Below are 17,382 nucleotides of genomic sequence, written 5' to 3'. Positions count from 1 at the left end.
TCGGGCCCATGACGGTGCTCGACGACCTGCGCGCAGCTCTGCCGGCGCAGCACCTGCTCACCGACCCCGACACCGTCGCGCCCTACCTGCACGACGAGGCCGAGTGGGCGCCGCACGGCGCCGCGGTCGCGGTGGTCCGCCCGGGCACGACCGCGGAGGTGGCGGCGGTGGTGCGGGCGTGCGCCGCGCACGGGGTGCCCGTCGTCGCGCGCGGGGCGGGCACCGGGTTGTCGGGTGGGGCGAACGCCGTCGACGGCTGCGTGGTCCTGTCGACGGAGCGGATGCGCGACATCGTCGAGATCGACCCCGCCGAGCGCCTCGCCGTCGTGCAGCCCGGCGTCGTCAACGACGACCTGCGCGCCGCCGCGGCGAAGGAGGGCCTCTGGTACCCGCCGGACCCGGCGAGCGCCCCCTGGTCGACGATCGGCGGCAACGTCGCGACGAACGCGGGCGGGCTGTGCTGCGTCAAGTACGGCGTGACGCGCGACTACGTGCTCGCGCTGGAGGTCGTGCTCGCGAGCGGCGAGGTCGTGCGGCTGGGGCGGCGCACGGCGAAGGGCGTCGTCGGCTACGACCTGGCCGGGCTGATGGTCGGCTCGGAGGGCACGCTCGGCGTCGTCACCGAGGTGACGGTCAAGCTGCGCCCGGCGCGCACGACCGCGCCGCGCACCGTCGTCGGCTTCTTCGACACGCTCGCCGCCGCGGGCGACGCCGTCTCCCGCGTCACGGCGGCGGGGCTGCAGCCGGCGATCTTCGAGCTGGTCGACCGGGTGTGCCTGCAGGCGGTGAACGACTGGAAGCGCGCCGGGCTGCCGGAGGGGGCCGCCGCGCTGCTGCTCGCCCAGACCGACCTGCCCGAGCCCGCCGCGGAGTACGAGGCCGAGGCGATGCACGCCGAGTTCCTCGCCGCGGGCGCGAGCGACGCGATGCTCTCGACCGACCCGGTCGAGGCCGAGGCCCTGTTCGACGCACGACGCCTCGCCTACCCGGCGCTCGAGCAGCGCGGGATGGCCATGCTCACCGAGGACGTCTGCCTGCCGCGCGGGCGCATCGCGGAGATGCTCGCGCGGATCGAGGAGATCGGCGCGGCGCACGACACGCAGATCGCCACCGTTGCCCACGCCGGCGACGGCAACCTGCACCCGCTGCTGCTCACCCCGCACGGCGACGACGCGGCGCGGCGGCGCGCGCAGGCCGCCTTCGACGACATCGTCGACGCCGCGCTCACCCTCGGCGGCACCGTCACCGGCGAGCACGGCGTCGGCCTGCTCAAGCGCGACGGCGCCCTGCGCGAGCTCGGACCGGCCGTCGTCGCGATGCACCGCGCCGTCAAGGCGGCCCTGGATCCGGCCGGGATCCTCAACCCGGGCAAGGTGATCGCGTGACGCTGCTGCCGACGCTGCTCGACCCGTCCGACCGGCCCGCCCTGCGCGCGGGCGACGACGCGCTGACCCACTCCGAGCTGGCCGCCGTCGCCGCGGCGCTCGCCGAGCGGATCCGCGGCAGCGGCGCGGGCCGGGTCGCGGTGCACGCGGTGCCGGGGATCCACACGGCCGTCGCGGTCGCCTCGGCCGTCCTCGCCGGGGTCCCGGCGGTGCCGCTCAACCCGAAGCTGGGGCAGCGCGAGCTCGCGCACGTCCTGTCCGACTCCGCACCCGGTGCGGTGCTGGCCGCGCCCGGAGCGGTCCTGCCGGACGCGCTCGGCGAGCTCCCGCGGATCGACGTCGAGCTCGGCAGCACCGGCGGCGGCGCGCCCCCGCGCGACCCCGGCCCGGCCGCGCCCGCGCTCGTCATCTACACCTCGGGGACGACCGGGCCGCCCAAGGGCGCGGTGCTGTCCCGCGGCGCCGTCGCGGCCAACCTCGACGCCCTGGCCGACGCCTGGGCCTGGACCGGCGACGACGTTCTCGCCCACGCGCTGCCGCTGTTCCACGTCCACGGTCTCGTGCTCGGCGTGCTCGGGCCGCTGCGCCGCGGCGGGGCGCTGCACCACCTCCCCGCGCTCGACGCGGCCGGGCTCGCCGCCGCCGTCGACGGGGGAGCGACGATGGTGTTCGGCGTGCCGACGCAGTACCACCGACTCGCCGACCAGCTGGAGTCCGACCCGGAGGCGGCGAAGCGGATCGGCCGCGCGCGCCTGCTGGTCTCGGGCTCGGCCGCGCTCACGACCGTCGACCACGCCCGCCTGCGCGCCGCCACCGGCCTCGCGGTCCGGGAGCGCTACGGCCTCACCGAGTCCCTCATCCTCACCGCCGCCCGCGCCGACGAGGAGCCCGAGCCCGGCAGCGTCGGGCGTCCGGTGTCCGGCACCGAGGTGCGCCTGGACCCGGTCGAGGGCGACCCCGACCTCGGTACCGTGCACGCGCGCGGGCCGGGCCTGTTCGACGGCTACCTGGGCCGCGACGGCGGGCTCGACGCCGACGGGTGGTTCGCCACCGGCGACATCGGCCGCTGGACGGAGTCGGGGGCGCTCGCGCTCGTCGGCCGCCAGGCCACCGACCTGATCAAGTCCGGCGGCTACAAGATCGGCGCGGGTGAGATCGAGAACGCGCTGCTGGAGCACCCGGGCGTCGCCGAGACGGCGGTGTTCGGCGTGCCCGACGACGACCTGGGGGAGCGGGTGGTGGCCGTCGTCGTCGCGGCGGGGGAGGCGCCGGAGGCGCGCGAGCTGATCGACCACGTCGCCGCGCAGCTCGCCCCGCACAAGCGCCCGCGCGAGGTGCGCTTCGTCGACGCGCTGCCCCGCAACGACATGGGCAAGGTACTCAAGGCGCGTTTGCGCGAGAGCTGATTCCGGGCACCCACCGGGATGCCCGACACCACCGCAACGACCACCGTCCAGTACTTCCGCGGCGCCGCGGAGGCCGGCGCGCCGAGGCTGGCGGGGCTGCCGGGGGTGCACCGCGACGAGCCGGGGCCGACGGAGGTCCGCGAGGTCGAGCGGTACGACACCGACGACCGCCGCCTCGCCGCCGCCGGGATCACGCTGGCGCTCTACCGCGGCGACGGCCCGCCGCAGTGGCGGCTCGCGCTGCCCGACGGCGACCACGACGAGCACCTCCGCGTGCCGCTGGCCGCCGACGCGCCCGACCCCGCCCCCGTGCCCGTCGAGATCGAGGAGCTGACCCGCGGCGCCGCGCGCGACCGCATCGTGCGCCCCGTCGGCCGGGCCCGGACGACGCGCGGCGTGACGCGGCTGCTCGGGGACGGCGACGCGGTCGTCGCCGACGTCGTGCACGACCACGTCACCGTCGCCACGCTGGGCCGCTCGACCGAGCTCGTCTCGTGGACCGAGGCCGCGGTGCACCCGCACGAGGGCGCGTCCGAGGAGCTGCTCGCCGAGCTGGCCGTCCGCTTCGCCGACGACGGGCTGGAGCCGGCCGAGCCCGGCGTCGAGACCGAGCTCGACCGCCTGCTGCGGCCTGCCGGCGCTCGGCGTCGACGGGCCGGGAAGAAGGGGTCGTCCGGGGCCGCCCTGATGGAGTACCTGGCGACGCAGGCCGAGCGGCTCGCCGCCGAGGACCTGCGGGTGCGCCGCGACGAGCCCGACGCCGTGCACCAGCTGCGAGTGGCGTCGCGGCGGATGCGGAGCGCGCTGCAGGCGTTCCGGCCGCTGCTCGACGTCGCGCGCACCGAGCCCGTCGTCGAGGCGCTGCGCGAGCTGGGCCGGGCTCTGGCCCCCGCCCGCGACGCCGAGGTGCTGCGCGAGCGGATCCTCGCGGGGCTCGCCGACCTGCCGCCCGAGCTGCGGCTGGGGCGCGCCGAGGCGTTCACGACGCGGCACTTCGCCCGCGTCGAGGCCGAGGCCAGGGCGGCCGTGCTCACCGAGCTCGACGGGCCCCGGTACGCCGCACTGCGCGGCGCGCTCGACGCGCTGCTCGACGAGCCGCCGCTGACGAAGGCGGCGCGCTCGCTGTCGGGACTGGATGACGGCGTGAAGAGGGCGCGGCGGCGGCTGCGCAAGGCGGTCGAGGTGGCCGTCGAGCCCGGTCCGGAGCAGGAGACGGCCGTGCACGCGGCGCGCAAGGCGGGCAAGCGGCTGCGGTACGCGACGGAGGTCGCGGGGACGAAGGACAAGCGGCTCAAGCGGCTGCAGACTGCGCTCGGCGAGCACCAGGACGCCGTCGTGGCGCGGGACGCACTGCGCGAGCTGGGGGCGGCGGCGCACGCGAGCGGGGAGAACGGCTTCAGCTTCGGGGTGCTGCTGGGCCGGGACGTGGAGCGGGCGGTGCGAATCGAGCAGGAGCTGCCGGCGCTGTGGAGGGCAGCGCGGGGCTGAGGTCGGTCCCGTTCCCCCGGGTCAGGAAGGCCACCTTGCTGCAACGGATCGTCCTCAAGGTGGCCTTCCTGCAACAATCGCGGCCGTGAGCGACGAGCGCGACCCCGTGGCCGACCTGCGACGGGCGGCGTTCCTGCTCGAGCGGGCCCACGAGTCCACGTACCGCGTGCGGGCCTTCCGCACGGCCGCGTCCGTGCTGGCCCGCCGCGACCGCGACGAGCTGGTGCAGCTCGCGCTGTCCGGTGAGCTCGTGCGGCTCAAGGGCGTCGGCGAGGTGACGGCGCGGTGCGTCGTGGAGTCGCTCAACGGCGAGGTGCCCGTCTACCTGCGACGCCTGGAGGCCACCGAGGGCACGCCGCTCGACGAGGCGGCGCTCGCCCTCAAGCAGGCGCTGCGCGGTGACTGCCACAGCCACACCGACGCGTCCGACGGCGGCTCGCCGCTGCGCGAGATGGTGCAGACCGCGCGCGAGCTCGGGCACTCCTACCTCGTCGTCACCGACCACTCGCCGCGCCTCACCGTCGCCAACGGCCTCTCGCCCGAGCGCCTGCGCGCGCAGCTGGAGCAGATCGCCGAGCTCAACACCGAGCTCACCGACTTCCGCGTCCTCACCGGCATCGAGGTGGACATCCTCGACGACGGCGCCCTCGACCAGGACCCCGACCTGCTCGACCAGCTCGACCTCGTCGTCGCCAGCGTCCACTCCAAGCTGCGCATGCCGCGGGCGGAAATGACCGAGCGGATGCTGACGGCCGTCGCGAACCCGCACGTCGACGTCCTCGGCCACTGCACGGGCCGGATGGTGACGGGGAAGCGGTCGCGCCCGGAGTCGGAGTTCGACGCCGACCGCGTGTTCGCCGCCTGCGCCGAGTACGGCGTCGCGGTGGAGGTCAACTCGCGCCCCGAGCGCCTGGACCCGCCCAAGCGCCTGCTGCGCCTGGCCGTCGAGGCCGGCTGCGACTTCACGATCGACACCGACGCCCACGCCCCCGGCCAGCTCGACTGGCTGGGCAACGGGTGCGAGCGCGCGGTCGCCTGCGCCGTGCCGACGGAGCGAATCCTCAACACCTGGCCGGTGGAGAAGCTGCTGGACCGCACCCGCGCCTGACCCCAACCCCCCGCGAGTCGGGGTGTCGTGGTGACCGAGTCGGGGTGCGGGAGGTCCGACTCGCGCGCAGTCACGCCCCGACTCGCGCGCAGTCACAGCCCGACTCGCGGGGGAGCCGTGCTCAGGCCATCTCGAAGTCGGCGAAGTCGAAGCCGGGGCTCACCACGCAGCTCACCAGGGCCGGCTCCGGCCCGAGCAGCCGCGCCGACTGCCACACCCCGGCCCCCACCACCTGCTGCGGACGTGCGGCGTCGAGGACCACGGGCACGTCGTCCACCGTCAGTTCCACCGGCGAGCCGGAGTGCCACAGCCACACCTCGGCCGACGCCACCCGGTGCCGGGCCGAGACGCCGTCGAGGAGGTAGAGGATCGCGGTGGCCGACGGCCGCGCGCCGCGCGGCGTGTCGACGACGACCGGCGAGGTCCACGTGCGCCGGTACCAGCCGCCCTCCGGGTGGGGTGCGAGGTCGTGAGCTGCGGCTTCGGGAGGGATCGACACCCCCGCATCCTGACGCAACGCGACGCGCCGACCCGATGGAGGGCCGCCCGAACCGGTGCCTGGACTGGCGCCGGGCACCCTGCGCGGTCGATGATTCCTGCGGGGTCGCAAGCAGACCCGAGGGTGGGGCGGCGGCGAATGGATCTGGGGCGTCGCCGTCCCACCCTGGGTCAGGTCGCCGTCGCGACCCGCAGCTCGTCGGCGGTGGGCGGGTCGGCCCCGCGCCGCGAGCAGGTGATGGCCGCGGCCCGCGCGGCGAGGTCGAGCAGGGCGTCGAGCTGTGCGGCGTCGAGCGCGCGCAGAGCGTCGCGCCGGTCGGCCCCCAGCAGGTCGCGCTCGTGGAGCCCGGCGAGCAGCGCGGCGGAGAACGTGTCGCCCGCGCCGACGGTGTCGACCACCGTGACCGCCACCCCCGGCCGCCGCGTGCGCAGGCCGGACGCGGTGCCGGCGAGCACGCCGTCGCCGCCCAGGGTGACCGCGACGAGCGCCGGCCCGCGCGCGAGCCAGTCCTCCAGCGCGGCCTCCGGCGAGAGCCCCAGCCACTCGAGGTCCTCCGAGCTGACCTTGACGACGTCGGCCACGCCCAGCAGCGCGTGCACCCCGCGCAGGACGTCGGCCGGGTCGCCCATCAGCAGCGGGCGGCAGTTCGGGTCGTAGCTGACGGTCGCGGTGGCCGCGGCCCGGGCGAGCAGTGCGCGCAGCGGCCCGTCGCCGGGAGCGGTCGTCAGCGCGAGCGACCCGGAGTGCACCGCGACGACGGGACCGTCGAGCGCGTCCGCGAGCTCGTCCTCGGTCCACTGCCAGTCGGCCGTGCCGGCGATGCGGAAGTCGTAGCTCGGCACGCCCTCGTCGTCGACGGTGACCAGCGCCATCGACGTCTGCTCGACGGCCGGCACCGCGTGGTCGAGCTGCACGCCGTTGTCGGCGAGGTGCGCGCGCATCCGGGCACCGAGCGGGTCGCCGGCCAGGCGGGCCAGCATCCGCGCGGGGACGCCGAGCCGGGCGAGCCCGACCGCGACGTTCGCCGGGCTGCCGCCGGGCGCGATCTCCAGGTACCCGCCGACGGGGGCGGGCACCAGGTCGACGAGCGCCTCGCCCGCGACGGCGACGATGCCGTCAGCCACGCACGGCGCCGTCGAGGTTGGCCAGCACGCCGTCGTAGATGCGGGCGAGGCCCTTCGGCGCGAACAGCCGCTCGAAGAAGCCGCCGATGCCGCCCGCACCGTTCCACGTCGAGGTGACGGTGACGGTGCTGCGGTTCGTGCCCTCCGACCGCACGCGCCACGTCGTCACCATGCTGGAGTTGGCGTCGCGCTCGACGAGCGTGGTGTGGTCGGGGGCCTCGACGTCGACGAGCTGGTCGCGCACCCGCTTCTCGGTGGCCGCGAGCTTCCAGTGCACCCGGCTGCCCGCGCCCTGTCCGCCCGACTCGACCCGGTACTCCGTGAACCGGTCGGTCAGGATCTGCGGCCGGACCTTCTCGTAGTCCGCGAGCGCCGCGCTGATGTCGGTCGCGGGGGCGTCGATCACGCGTTCGGCCGTCGCCGTCACCTGTGCCATGCCGCCATCCTGCCCGGTGACCGGCTCAGGACGGGGCGGGGGCCTCCCAGCCCGCCTGGCTCGCCCGCACGCCTGTGTGCTGCTTGCTCAGCTCGATGACCTCGGCAGCCGGGATGTCGTCGAGGTCGTCGGCGGTCTCCCGCACACTGCGGTGCGCGGGCCGCAGCACGACCCGCGCCTGCGCGGCGGTGACGCGCAGTGCACCGGCGATCTGCCCGGCCGTGCCCGCCGCGTTCTCGACGGCCCCGAGGAGTTCGGAGACGTCGTGGGCGAGGCTCGCGCCGAGCGCGACGGCCTCGCCGTAGGCCCATCCGGCGAGGAACGCGACGCTGCCGCCGAACGTGAAGAACGCGGAGACGCCCGCGACGACGATCTGCTTCGCGAGCCACCAGACGAAGGCGGCGATCCGGTCGCGGATCAGGGCGCGGGTGGTGCCGACCATCGCGCCGGTCTGCAGGATCAGCGCGGCCAGCGCTTCGGCGTCGTCGCCGGCCCGGTGCAGCCGGTCGGTGAAGTCCGCGACCGCGCCCCCGTACGCCTCGCGCGTCGCGCCGTCCCATCCCGGGACCGCGCCGGCGCCGTCGCGGTAGGCCACGGCGACGCGGTGCAGCTCCTCCCCGACGTTGTGCCACGTCCTGGCCTGCGCGGCGATCTGCGTGGGGTCACCGGCCAGCGCGTCCAGCACCTCGTGCAGGAAGTCCACGTGCTCGAACAGCCAGCCCAGCCCGGCCGTCGCGAGGGCGTCGAACGGATCGGCCAGGGTGCCGAGTGCGTCGAGACCGAGCCCGACGGTGGTGGCGATGATCTGCGCCCCGTCGGCGGCGGCCCACGCCGAGCCCACGTCGGCGGTGCTCGAGTACAGGCCTGCGCCCTCGGCGCTGTCCCACGCCGCCTGGTTCTCGTTCTCGGGCTCGACGATCAGGGGGTTCGTCACGACGGCCGGCCGAGCAGCCCGCGGTTCTGCGCCTCGGTGCGCCGGTAGCCGTCCTGGGTGGCCCGCAGGCCGTCGGCGAAGCTCGCGCCCGCCGCGGCGAGCTCGCCGACGGCCCGGGAGGCATCGGCGGCCGCCCGCGTCGCGGCGTCGGCGAAGACCGTGCCGATGATCCCGTAGGCGCCGCGGTCCAGCGGTCGCCCGGCCTGCGCGGCGCGGTGCAGAGCGGCGGCGACGTGCTCGTCGACCCAGGCGATGTGGTCGTCGACGCCGGCGAAGGCGAAGCCGTCCATCACGCCTCCAGCAGCGGCGCGACCGCCTCGGCCACCAGCCGGTCGGCCTCGGCCCTGGCCCGGGCGGCGGTCTCGACCACCAGCGCCGCGAGCTGCACGCGCGAGAGCCCCTCGCTGCGTTCGGCGAGCACGAGCCGGCGCAGCGCCCCGCCGGGCACCACGGTGACCGTGACCGCGCCGTCCGCGCTGGCCGCCGTGCCCTCGACGCCGGCGATCGCGGCCCGCGCGCGGTCGGCCCGGGACGTGAGGTCCGCGAGGCGGTGCTGGTAGCCGTCGAGCCACTGTCGTCCGTCCATGGGCGCGGACCGTACGGAGCCGGCCACGTCCCCGTGGCCGTTCGGAGGAATCCGTCGCGCTCCCGTAGCGTCCCGGCCCGTGATCGACGATCGGGCGCAGGCCCTGGCCCATGTGGTGCGCGGCGGAGCGGTGGAGTCGGTGCACCGCGGGCACCTCGTCGCCCTCGACGGCGGCGGCGCGGTCGTGCTGCACCGCGGCGACCCCGACGCCACCGTCTTCGCGCGGTCCGCGCTCAAGCCCGTGCAGGCCGTCGCGATGCTGCGCACCGGCCTCGACCTCGACGGCGAGCTCCTCGCCCTCGCCTGCGCCAGCCACTCGGGCGAGCCGCGCCACGTCGACGGGGTCCGCCGCATCCTGGCCGGCGCCGGCCGCACCGAGGACGACCTGGCCAACACCCCCGCCTTCCCGCTCGGTGAGGACGTCGGCGCGACCTGGCGGGCCGACGGGTTCGGGCCGTCGTCGCTCGCGCAGAACTGCTCGGGCAAGCACGCCGCGATGATCGCGACCTGCGTCGGGGCGGGCTGGCCCGTCGACGGCTACCGCGACCCGGCGCACCCGCTGCAGGAGGCGATCCGTGTGACGGTGCAGGAGCTCACCGGCGACGAGGCCGAGCACGTCACCGTCGACGGCTGCGGTGCCCCGCTGTACTCGTGCACGCTCACCGGCCTCGCGCACGCGTTCGCGCGGCTGGTCCTCGCCGCGCCCGGTACGCCCGAGCACCGGGTGGCGGCGGCGATGTCGGCGCACCCGGAGTGGGTCGGTGGGCTGGGCCGCGACGTCAGCGCCCTCATGGCCGGCGTCCCCGGGCTGGTGGCGAAGGACGGGGCCGAGGGCGTGTTCGCGGCGGCGCTGCCCGACGGGGGCGCGGTGGCGGTCAAGGTGCTCGACGGTGCGGCCCGCCCGCTGCCGGTGGTGGTGTCCGAGGCCCTGCGCGCCCTGGGTGCGGACGTCCCCGAGGCGCTGGGCCGCCGTCCGGTGCTGGGTGGGGGACAGCCGGTGGGGGAGGTGCGGGCGGTCCTGCGGTGACCGGCCCGCGAGTCGCGGTCCTGCTGCGCGCGAGTCGGGGTGTGGCTGCGCGCGAGTCGGGGTCTCGATGCGCGCGAGTCGCGGTCTCGATGCGCGCGAGTCGCGGTGTGGCTGCGCGCGAGTCGGGCCCGGCTGCGGTGACGACCGCCGTGTCTGGTCTGCTGGCCGGATGAGACGGCTCCTGCTCCCCGCACTCCTCGTCGTGACGCTCGCCGGTTGCGGCGGCGCCGCCGAGACCGCCGCCCCCACCGCCACGTCCCCGTCCGCCGCCCCGTCGGCCGCCGCGACCGCGGCCGCACCCGCCGGGCCCGAGGGCGGCGTCCCCGGCCTCACCGGCGAGCCCACGGACCTCACCGCCCCGACCCAGGCCGGACCCGGCACCGGCGCCCCGCCGACGGAGCTGCTCACCGAGGACGTCGTCGTCGGTGAGGGCGCGGCGGCGACGCTGGCCGACACGGTGCAGGTCCGCTACACCGGGACGCTCTGGTCGGACGGCTCGGTCTTCGACAGCTCCTGGTCGCGCGGCGACGACCCGATCGAGTTCCCGCTCGACCGGGTCGTGCCGGGCTTCTCCCAGGGCATCGAGGGCATGGCGCCCGGCGGCCGGCGGGTCATCGTGATGCCCCCGGACCTGGCCTACGGCGACAACCCGCCTCCCGGCCTCCCCGCCGGCGCCACGCTCGTCTTCGTCGTGGACCTGGTCGGGATCAGCTGACGCGCTCTATCCAGCGGTGATCGTCGGGAGTGTCACGTGGCGGTCGTTCCGGGGACCGTGTGGTGCGGTCCTGGTGATCAGGCGCCGGTGATCGTCGAGACCGCATCATCACGGCCCCGCCGGAGACCGTGACGTCACACTCCCGGTGATCACGGGCTGGCGGTGGGCGGCCTGGGGTGCGGGACGCCGAGACCGACGCCCCAGCGAGTGATCATCGGGAGTGCGCCCTGGCGGTCGCGCCGAGGGCGCTGGTGGCGCGGTCCCGGTGATCACACGCCGGTGATCGTCGACACCGCACCACCACGGCCCCGCCGGAGACGGTGACGTCGCACTCCCGGCGATCACCGCCCCGCCGCACGCCGTCGCCGATCCAGGGCGGCGCCGGCCGGGCGCCCGTCGCCGACCCGGCGACCTGCGCACCTCCTGGCGTCCTGCGCACCTCTCGTCGTGCGCAGGACACGAGAAGCAGACCGGGGGTGACGCGACGGGTGCGGGGCCGGACCCGGGTGGTGATCGTCGGGAGGGCCGTCAGGGCGCACTCCCGACGATCACGGGGATCGTGAGGGCCCGGCGCAGCCGGACGGCCGGCGCCCGTCCGCGCACGGCCCCGTCGGCGCAGTGCCACCAGGTCCGCACCACCACCCCGACACACTCGCAACGAGACCCCGACTCGCGGGTCTGGGTGAGCGGCCGGACGCATCACCCCGCCGCCCGGAACCCCCGCAACCGCAGGCTGTTGGCCACCACGAACACCGAGCTGAACGCCATCGCCGCCCCCGCGATCATCGGGTTCAGCAGCCCGGACGCCGCCAGGGGCAGGGCCGCCACGTTGTAGGCGAACGCCCAGAACAGGTTCCCCTTGATCGTGCCCAGCGTGCGGCGGGAGAGGCGGATGGCGTCGCCCACGGCCCGCAGGTCGCCGCGGACCAGGGTGAGGTCGCTGGCCTCGATCGCCACGTCGGTGCCGGTGCCCATCGCGAGGCCGAGGTCGGCCTGGGCGAGCGCGGCCGCGTCGTTGACGCCGTCGCCCACCATCGCGACGACCCGGCCCTCGTCCTGCAGCCGCTTGACGACGTCGAGCTTGTCGGCCGGCAGCACCTCGGCGATCACCTCGTCGATCCCGACCTCCGCCGCGACCGCGTGCGCGGTGGTGGCGTTGTCGCCGGTCAGCAGCACCGGCCGCAGGCCGAGGCGGCGCAGCTGCGCGACGGCCTCGCGCGAGGTCGGCTTCACCGTGTCGGCGACGACGAGCACCGCCCACGGCTCCCCGTCCACCGCGACGACGACGGCGGTGCGGCCGTCCCCGAGCGCGGTCTCCAGCACCTCGGGCAGGGGCGCGTCGACGAGCGCGCGGCGCCCGACCACGACCTCGCGGCCGTCGACGGTGCCCCGCACGCCCAGCCCCTCGACGTTCGCGAACGCATCGACCGCGGGCAGCGGCCCCCGCTCCCGCGCCCCCGCGACGACGGCCGCGGCGACCGGGTGCTCCGACGCCGCCTCCACCGCCCCGGCCAGGCGCAGCGCGAGGTCGGCGTCGACCCCGTCGGCGACGTGCACGCCGACCAGCGCCATCCGGCCGGTCGTGACCGTGCCGGTCTTGTCGAGCACCACGGTGTCGACGCGGCGGGTCGACTCCAGCACCTCCGGGCCCTTGATCAGGATGCCCAGCTGCGCGCCGCGCCCGGTGCCGACCAGCAGCGCCGTGGGCGTGGCCAGCCCGAGCGCGCAGGGGCAGGCGACGATCAGGACCGCGACCGCCGCGGTGAACGCCGTCGCCGCGCCGGCGCCGGTGCCGAGCCAGAAGCCCAGGGTGGCCGCGGCCAGCGCGATGACGACCGGCACGAACACCCCGGACACGCGGTCGGCCAGGCGCTGCACCTGCGCCTTCCCGCTCTGCGCCTCCTCGACGAGCCTCGCCATCTGCGCGAGCTGGGTGTCGCCGCCGACCCGGGTGGCGCGCACGACGAGCCGCCCGCCGGAGTTGACGCACGACCCGACGACGGCGTCGCCCGGCCCGACCTCGACCGGCACCGGCTCGCCGGTCAGCATCGACACGTCGACCGCGGAGCTGCCGTCCTCGACGACCCCGTCGGTCGCGATCTTCTCGCCCGGACGCACGACGAACCGGTCGCCGACGCGCAGCGCGTCGGTCGGCACCCGGACCTCGTGGCCGTCGCGCAGCACGGCGACGTCCTTCGCCCCCAGCTCCAGCAGCGCCCGCAGCGCCGCCCCGGCCTGCCGTTTGGACCGCGCCTCGAACCAGCGCCCGGCCAGCAGGAACGTCGTGACGCCGGTGGCGACCTCGAGGTAGATGTTGCCGGCGCCGTCGCTCGGGGCGATCGTCAGCTCGAAGGGGTGCACCATCCCGGGCGTGCCCGCGGTGCCCCAGAGCAGGGCGTAGAGCGACCACGCGAACGCGGCCAGCACGCCCATCGACACCAGCGTGTCCATCGTGGCCGCGCCGTGGCGCAGGTTGGTCCAGGCCGCGCGGTGGAACGGCGCCGCCGCCCACACGACGACCGGGCCGGACAGCGCCAGCGCGATCCACTGCCAGTACGTGAACTGCCACGCCGGCACCATCGACAGCGCGACGACCGGCACCGTCAGCACGATCGAGGTGATCAGCCGCTCGCGCAGCGGGTCGGCCTCCTCGGCGGGCACGGGGTCGTCGGCGGGCAGCACGGCGGTGTAGCCGGCCGCCTCCACCTGCGCGACGAGCGCCGCCGGGTCGACGCCGCCGGGCGCCTGCACCCGGGCCTTCTCGGTGGCGTAGTTGACGCTGGCGGTGACGCCGTCGAGCTTGTTGAGCTTGCGCTCGACGCGGTTCGCGCAGGACGCGCAGGTCATGCCGCCGATCGCCAGCTCGATCTCGGTGACGGGGGGCGCCGTGCTCATCGGGGTGCCTCCTCGTGCGAGTGCGGCAGCAGTTCGGGATCGACAGGAGCGACAGGGGCGACGGGGGCGACGGGACCAGCCGCGGTCCCCGACGTCGGCACGGTGAACTCCGCCGTCCGCACCACCCCGCCGTGGGAGAAATCCAGGAACAGCCGGTAGACGGCGTCGCTCGGCACCTCGGCGACGAACCCGATCGCCGGCCCGGGCGGCCCGTCCGACGGGTGCACGTGCAGGTAGGCGAGGTCGCCCCCGCGCAGCGCGACGAGGTGGCCGGAGGCGCCGAGGTAGGGGTCGAGGTCGGTGACGGGCGCGCCGTCGCGGGTCACGGTGAGCGTGACGGGCGACGCCTGCCCGGCCGTGAGCTCGCCGTCGAGGGTGACGGTGTACCCGTCGACCTCCGCCGTGCGACTCGGCGCGTGCTCGACGGGCGTGAACGTGCCCGGCACCGCCAGATCGACGCCCAGGGTGACGGGCTCGCCGCCGGTGGGGGCGAAGTCGGCGAAGGCGCGGTAGCTGCCGCCCTCGGGCAGGTCCAGCGGCACGGTCCACGTGCCGTCGGCCGCCATCTCGGGGTGGACGTGCCGGAAGCCGGTGCCGTCGCGGCGCACCACGACCAGGTGCATCCGCTTCTCGTGCTCGACGTCGAACGCGGTGACCGGGGCGCCGTCGGGACCGGTGATCCGGAACGCGAACGGGCCACCGGTGTGGGTGGTGGCGGCCGGGTCGAGCGTGTAGCCGTGCTCGGTGCGGGCCAGCCCGGCGGGCAGGCCCGGTGCCTCCGCGACGGTGCCGCTGTGAGCGTCCCCGTGGGCCGCTGCGGCGGGTGCCGCGGCGACCGGGGGACCGACAGCGGATCCGACGCCGAACGCCCCGGCCGTGACCAGGACGAGCGCCGCACCGTAGGCGGTCAGCGTGACTGCGGGTCGCATCGTCAGACGGCCACGACGTACCCCGCCTCCACGACGGCGGCGCGCACGGCGTCCTCGTCGAGGGGGGCGGTGCTGCGGACGGTGACGGCGCCGGTCGGGAGGTCCACGGCCACGGCGGTGACGCCGTCGATCTCGGTGATCTCCTCGGTGACCGACGCGACGCAGTGCTCGCAGGTCATGCCGGTGACGGTCCAGGTGTGCTCGGTCATGCGATCTCTTCCTTCGCTGCGTGGGGGAGTCAGGAGCGGACCAGGCGCGCGATGGCCGCGCTGGCCTCGGCGACCTTGTCGTCGGCCGCCTGCCCGCCCTGCGCCACGGCCTCGGTGACGCAGTGGCGCAGGTGCTCGTCGAGCAGGCCCAGCGCCACGGCCTCGAGGGCCTTGGTGGCGGCGGAGACCTGCGTGAGCACGTCGATGCAGTACTTGTCGTCCTCGATCATCTTGGCGATGCCGCGCACCTGGCCCTCGATGCGCTTCATGCGCTTGAGGTACGCGTCCTTGTCCTGGGCGTATCCGTTCACGACTCCACCATACTCTGGGGGGGTAGGGTACGCAGATCGACCCGGCGCAGGAGCTGCGCGTTCAGCGCGACCACCACCGTCGACAGGCTCATCGCGACGGCCGCGGCCGCCGGCGGCAGCACGAACCCGACGCCCGCGAGCACGCCCGCGGCCAGCGGCACCGACAGCACGTTGTAGCCGGTGGCCCACACCAGGTTCTGCACCATCTTCCGGTAGCCCGCGGTGGACAGGCGGCGGACGGCGAGCACCGCGCGCGGGTCGTCGGAGGCCAGCACGACCCCGGCCGAGCGCCGCGCGACGTCGGTGCCCGCCCCGATCGCGATGCCCACGTCGGCGCGGGCCAGCGCGGGGGCGTCGTTGACGCCGTCGCCGACCATCGCCACCCGCAGCCCGCGCTCCTGCAGCCGCGTCACGGCGGCGTCCTTGTCGGCGGGCAGGACCTCGGCGACGACCTCGTCGACGCCGACCTCCGCCCCGACGGCCTCCGCGACGTCCCGGGCGTCGCCGGTGAGCAGGACGACCCGCACGCCCGCCGCGTGCAGCCCGTCGACGGCCGCGCGCGACTCCGGACGGACCGCGTCGGCCAGCGCGATCGCCCCGGCCACCACCCCGTCGCGGACGACGTGCAGCACCGTGGCGCCCGCCGGGAACGCGGCGTCGAGCGGGGCGAGTCCGAGCTCGCGCAGCAGCGCGGGACCGCCGACGGCGACCTCGTGCCCGTCGACGACGGCCCGGACGCCGCGTCCGGTCAGCGATCGGAAGTCGCGGGCGGGCGGCACGTCCGCCGCCGCGGCCACGACCGCGCGGGCCAGCGGGTGCTCGGAGTCCGACTCCGCCGCGGCGACCAGCGCGAGCAGCTCGGCCCGGTCGACGCCCGGTGCGGGGGAGACGGCGACGACGGCGGGCTCGCCGCGCGTCAGGGTGCCGGTCTTGTCGAACAGCACGGCGTCCACGGAACGCATCCGCTCCAGCGCGAGCCGGTCGGTGACGAGGATGCCCGCGCGGGCCGACATCGACGTCGAGAGCGCGATGACCAGCGGGATCGCCAGGCCCAGCGCGTGCGGGCACGCGATCACCAGGACGGTGACGGTCCGCTCGACGGCGGAGCCGACGTCGCCCAGCGCCGTCCAGACGGCGAACGTGAGCGCCCCGGAGACCAGCGCGAACCAGAACAGCAGCGCGGCGGCGCGGTCGGCGAGGGCCTGCGCCCGCGACCGCGAGGCCTGCGCGTCGGCGACGAGACGGCGGATGCCGGCGAGCGCGGTGTCCTCGCCCACCGCCGAGACCCGCACGCGCAGCGCGGAGTCGGTGGCGATCGTGCCGGCGACGACCCGGTCGCCCGCGGCGCGCGGCACGGGCCGCGACTCGCCGGTGACCGTCGACTCGTCCACCTCGGCGGACCCCTCGGTCACCGTCCCGTCCGCCGGCACCCGGCCGCCGGAGCGCACCAGGACGACGTCGCCGACGGCGAGCGCGGCGAGCGGCACGGCTATGACGGCGCCGTCGGGGCCGACGCGCTCGGCGGAGTCGGGGAGCAGCTCGGCCAGCGCGTCGAGCGCGCCCGAGGCCTGCCCGAGCGCCCGCATCTCCAGCCAGTGCCCGAGCAGCATGATGACGACCAGCAGCGCGAGCTCCCACCAGAAGTCGAGCATCAGGCCGCCGACGCCGAGCGTGGTGGCGGCGCTCGCCCCGGCCGCGACGGTGATCGCGAGCGCGACCAGCGTCATCATCCCGGGGCGCCGTCCCCGCAGCTCGGCGACGGCGCCGGTGAGGAACGGCCACCCGCCGTAGAGGTAGAGGACCGACCCCAGCACCGGCGGGACAGGGGCGGCCCAGCCGGGCACGGCGTACCCGAGCAGGTCGGCGAACATCGGACTCGCGGCGACGACGGGGACGGCGAGCGCGAGGCTCAGCCAGAACCGGTCGCGGAACTGCGCGGCGTGATCGTGGGCGGCGTGTTCGTGGTCCATGTCCGCCCGAACTGCATACCCCCCGGGGGTATTCCCGCCTAGCAGTCCTCGTCCCGCCGCACCACGCCGAGATCGATCATCGAGTCCTCGGTGAGGTCGGTGCCGGCCTCCGGGGTCTGGTCGCAGACGCGCCACTCCTCGTCGACGACCTGCATCCGGTTCGCGCCGGTGCGGTCGTGCGAGGTGACCGGCACGCCGAAGCTCGTGAGGACCTGCACCGTGTCCTGGGCCGACTGCAGGTCGACGCCGACGACGTCGGGCATCTCCCACGTCGGGCTCCCGGCGCAACCGGCGGCGCCCAGCACCGCGAGGCACAGCACCGTGAGCAGGGCGGGGACGATCCGGCGTCGGGTCACGCCT

18 protein-coding genes are annotated in these 17,382 nt (G+C 76.1%); 6 read left to right on the top strand and 12 right to left on the bottom strand.

Annotated features, from left to right (window positions below):
* The first annotated feature begins 8 nt into the window (after window positions 1–8).
* From HOP40_RS00180 to HOP40_RS00165, 4 genes are all read left to right on the top strand, one after another.
* On the top strand, window positions 9–1,385 hold the full coding sequence (locus tag HOP40_RS00180; RefSeq protein WP_172153828.1) for an FAD-binding oxidoreductase: 1,377 nt from the start codon (window positions 9–11) through the stop codon (window positions 1,383–1,385).
* Window positions 1,382–2,791 (top strand): AMP-binding protein, encoded by a 1,410-nt coding sequence (locus HOP40_RS00175; protein ID WP_172153827.1) that lies wholly within the window; start codon window positions 1,382–1,384, stop codon window positions 2,789–2,791. The genes HOP40_RS00180 and HOP40_RS00175 overlap by 4 nt, the downstream gene beginning before the upstream one ends.
* A gap of 18 nt (window positions 2,792–2,809) precedes the next feature.
* Window positions 2,810–4,279 carry a CYTH and CHAD domain-containing protein gene (locus HOP40_RS00170; protein WP_172153826.1) on the top strand — a complete coding sequence of 490 codons (1,470 nt, stop codon included), beginning with the start codon at window positions 2,810–2,812 and terminating at the stop codon, window positions 4,277–4,279.
* 85 nt (window positions 4,280–4,364) lie between these two features.
* On the top strand, window positions 4,365–5,387 hold the full coding sequence (locus HOP40_RS00165) for a PHP domain-containing protein (protein ID WP_172153825.1): 1,023 nt from the start codon (window positions 4,365–4,367) through the stop codon (window positions 5,385–5,387).
* A 121-nt stretch (window positions 5,388–5,508) separates the two neighbouring features.
* Here the strand turns inward: HOP40_RS00165 and HOP40_RS00160 are convergent, their stop codons facing one another.
* The 6 genes from HOP40_RS00160 to HOP40_RS00135 all read right to left on the bottom strand — a co-directional run bounded on the left by HOP40_RS00160 (window position 5,509) and on the right by HOP40_RS00135 (window position 8,966).
* Window positions 5,509–5,886 carry a cupin domain-containing protein gene (locus tag HOP40_RS00160; protein WP_172153824.1) on the bottom strand — a complete coding sequence of 126 codons (378 nt, stop codon included), beginning with the start codon at window positions 5,884–5,886 and terminating at the stop codon, window positions 5,509–5,511.
* A 170-nt stretch (window positions 5,887–6,056) separates the two neighbouring features.
* Window positions 6,057–7,010, bottom strand: a complete 954-nt coding sequence (locus HOP40_RS00155; protein WP_240157434.1) for a carbohydrate kinase family protein — start codon at window positions 7,008–7,010, stop codon at window positions 6,057–6,059.
* On the bottom strand, window positions 7,003–7,446 hold the full coding sequence (locus tag HOP40_RS00150; protein WP_172153823.1) for an SRPBCC family protein: 444 nt from the start codon (window positions 7,444–7,446) through the stop codon (window positions 7,003–7,005). The genes HOP40_RS00155 and HOP40_RS00150 overlap by 8 nt, the downstream gene beginning before the upstream one ends.
* A gap of 25 nt (window positions 7,447–7,471) precedes the next feature.
* Entirely contained in the window at window positions 7,472–8,380 is a 909-nt protein-coding gene (locus HOP40_RS00145) for a WXG100-like domain-containing protein (protein ID WP_172153822.1), read from the bottom strand.
* Window positions 8,377–8,670: a type VII secretion target gene (locus HOP40_RS00140; protein ID WP_172153821.1), complete on the bottom strand. Its 294-nt coding sequence runs from the start codon at window positions 8,668–8,670 to the stop codon at window positions 8,377–8,379. The genes HOP40_RS00145 and HOP40_RS00140 overlap by 4 nt, the downstream gene beginning before the upstream one ends.
* Complete coding sequence (locus HOP40_RS00135) at window positions 8,670–8,966, bottom strand: YbaB/EbfC family nucleoid-associated protein (RefSeq protein ID WP_172153820.1); 297 nt, start codon at window positions 8,964–8,966, stop codon at window positions 8,670–8,672. The genes HOP40_RS00140 and HOP40_RS00135 overlap by 1 nt, the downstream gene beginning before the upstream one ends.
* A gap of 79 nt (window positions 8,967–9,045) precedes the next feature.
* Here HOP40_RS00135 and HOP40_RS00130 point away from each other — a divergent pair, with 79 nt between their 5' ends.
* Both HOP40_RS00130 and HOP40_RS00125 read left to right on the top strand, forming a co-directional pair.
* Window positions 9,046–9,993, top strand: coding sequence for an asparaginase (locus HOP40_RS00130; protein ID WP_240157433.1), 948 nt, complete (start codon window positions 9,046–9,048; stop codon window positions 9,991–9,993).
* Between the two features lie 169 nt (window positions 9,994–10,162).
* A complete protein-coding gene (locus HOP40_RS00125; protein ID WP_172153818.1) occupies window positions 10,163–10,708 on the top strand; it encodes an FKBP-type peptidyl-prolyl cis-trans isomerase in 546 nt (181 codons plus the stop codon).
* A 699-nt stretch (window positions 10,709–11,407) separates the two neighbouring features.
* On the opposite strand, the gene HOP40_RS00120 is transcribed toward HOP40_RS00125, so the two are convergent.
* The 6 genes from HOP40_RS00120 to HOP40_RS00095 are packed head-to-tail and all read right to left on the bottom strand — an operon-like array spanning window position 11,408 to window position 17,378.
* The gene (locus tag HOP40_RS00120; RefSeq protein WP_172153817.1) at window positions 11,408–13,603 is read right to left on the bottom strand and encodes a heavy metal translocating P-type ATPase; all 2,196 of its coding nucleotides are present in this window, start codon (window positions 13,601–13,603) and stop codon (window positions 11,408–11,410) included.
* Window positions 13,600–14,532: a hypothetical protein gene (locus HOP40_RS00115; RefSeq protein WP_172153816.1), complete on the bottom strand. Its 933-nt coding sequence runs from the start codon at window positions 14,530–14,532 to the stop codon at window positions 13,600–13,602. The genes HOP40_RS00120 and HOP40_RS00115 overlap by 4 nt, the downstream gene beginning before the upstream one ends.
* Window positions 14,533–14,534: 2 nt before the next feature.
* Window positions 14,535–14,741 carry a heavy-metal-associated domain-containing protein gene (locus tag HOP40_RS00110; RefSeq protein WP_172153815.1) on the bottom strand — a complete coding sequence of 69 codons (207 nt, stop codon included), beginning with the start codon at window positions 14,739–14,741 and terminating at the stop codon, window positions 14,535–14,537.
* A gap of 29 nt (window positions 14,742–14,770) precedes the next feature.
* Window positions 14,771–15,052, bottom strand: coding sequence for a metal-sensitive transcriptional regulator (locus tag HOP40_RS00105; protein ID WP_172153814.1), 282 nt, complete (start codon window positions 15,050–15,052; stop codon window positions 14,771–14,773).
* The gene (locus tag HOP40_RS00100) at window positions 15,049–17,022 is read right to left on the bottom strand and encodes a copper-translocating P-type ATPase (protein WP_172153813.1); all 1,974 of its coding nucleotides are present in this window, start codon (window positions 17,020–17,022) and stop codon (window positions 15,049–15,051) included. The genes HOP40_RS00105 and HOP40_RS00100 overlap by 4 nt, the downstream gene beginning before the upstream one ends.
* A gap of 38 nt (window positions 17,023–17,060) precedes the next feature.
* Window positions 17,061–17,378, bottom strand: a complete 318-nt coding sequence (locus HOP40_RS00095; RefSeq protein WP_172153812.1) for a PASTA domain-containing protein — start codon at window positions 17,376–17,378, stop codon at window positions 17,061–17,063.
* Between the last annotated feature and the right edge of the window lie 4 nt (window positions 17,379–17,382).

The organism is Pseudonocardia broussonetiae (assembly GCF_013155125.1).
Classification (GTDB): domain Bacteria; phylum Actinomycetota; class Actinomycetes; order Mycobacteriales; family Pseudonocardiaceae; genus Pseudonocardia; species Pseudonocardia broussonetiae.
Note: the sequence above shows the minus strand (reverse complement) of the source record. Positions and strands in the feature narration are given on the sequence as shown.

What these genes read in the sequence shown, in the direction of transcription:
- HOP40_RS00100 (WP_172153813.1), bottom strand. Translation starts at nt 17,022, where the DNA reads ATGGACCACGAACACGCCGCCCACGATCACGCCGCGCAGTTCCGCGAC.
- HOP40_RS00125 (WP_172153818.1), top strand. Translation starts at nt 10,163, where the DNA reads ATGAGACGGCTCCTGCTCCCCGCACTCCTCGTCGTGACGCTCGCCGGT.
- HOP40_RS00110 (WP_172153815.1), bottom strand. Translation starts at nt 14,741, where the DNA reads ATGACCGAGCACACCTGGACCGTCACCGGCATGACCTGCGAGCACTGC.
- HOP40_RS00120 (WP_172153817.1), bottom strand. Translation starts at nt 13,603, where the DNA reads ATGAGCACGGCGCCCCCCGTCACCGAGATCGAGCTGGCGATCGGCGGC.
- HOP40_RS00115 (WP_172153816.1), bottom strand. Translation starts at nt 14,532, where the DNA reads ATGCGACCCGCAGTCACGCTGACCGCCTACGGTGCGGCGCTCGTCCTG.
- HOP40_RS00140 (WP_172153821.1), bottom strand. Translation starts at nt 8,670, where the DNA reads ATGGACGGCTTCGCCTTCGCCGGCGTCGACGACCACATCGCCTGGGTC.
- HOP40_RS00135 (WP_172153820.1), bottom strand. Translation starts at nt 8,966, where the DNA reads ATGGACGGACGACAGTGGCTCGACGGCTACCAGCACCGCCTCGCGGAC.
- HOP40_RS00150 (WP_172153823.1), bottom strand. Translation starts at nt 7,446, where the DNA reads ATGGCACAGGTGACGGCGACGGCCGAACGCGTGATCGACGCCCCCGCG.
- HOP40_RS00180 (WP_172153828.1), top strand. Translation starts at nt 9, where the DNA reads ATGACGGTGCTCGACGACCTGCGCGCAGCTCTGCCGGCGCAGCACCTG.
- HOP40_RS00170 (WP_172153826.1), top strand. Translation starts at nt 2,810, where the DNA reads ATGCCCGACACCACCGCAACGACCACCGTCCAGTACTTCCGCGGCGCC.